We start from the raw sequence: 441 nt of genomic DNA, 5'->3' as shown, positions 1-441 counted from the left end.
TTATCTTTAATTGGTGGGGGAACATATGCATATTTTAGCGATCAAGTGGTGACAAATAATTCATTTGCTGCAGGTACATTGGATTTAGCTATGCAACCAACTACTTCACTTAACTTAGAAAATTTAAAACCTGGGGACAAAATATTAAAGAAATTCAATTTAATAAATAGTGGTACATTAGATATTAAAGATATCATGATGAAAATAGACTATACTGTAAACGATTTAAAACAAAATAACACTACAGAAGATTTCGGTAAACATATTAAAGTACAATTTCTTTTGGATTGGGATCCTGCGAAAAGCCCTGTATACGAGACAACTCTTGCAGAACTAAAATCACAAAGCCCAGAGATTGCCTCCAAAAAAGTATTTCATTCTAAGTGGACTGAAACAGGGGGATTAAAACCTGGGAAAATGGATTGGTTTTGGATAAAGTTT

1 protein-coding gene is annotated in these 441 nt (G+C 32.4%); it reads left to right on the top strand.

Annotation, left to right across the window (positions count from 1 at the left end):
* Positions 1 to 441: TasA family protein (locus tag JDS81_RS29835; protein WP_199688692.1), on the top strand; the 441-nt coding region annotated here is incomplete at both ends.

The organism is Bacillus cereus group sp. N31 (assembly GCF_016483245.1).
Taxonomy (GTDB): Bacteria; Bacillota; Bacilli; order Bacillales; family Bacillaceae_G; genus Bacillus_A; species Bacillus_A toyonensis.
The sequence above is the reverse complement of the archived record's forward strand: the minus strand, read 5'-3'. Positions and strand labels throughout refer to the sequence as shown.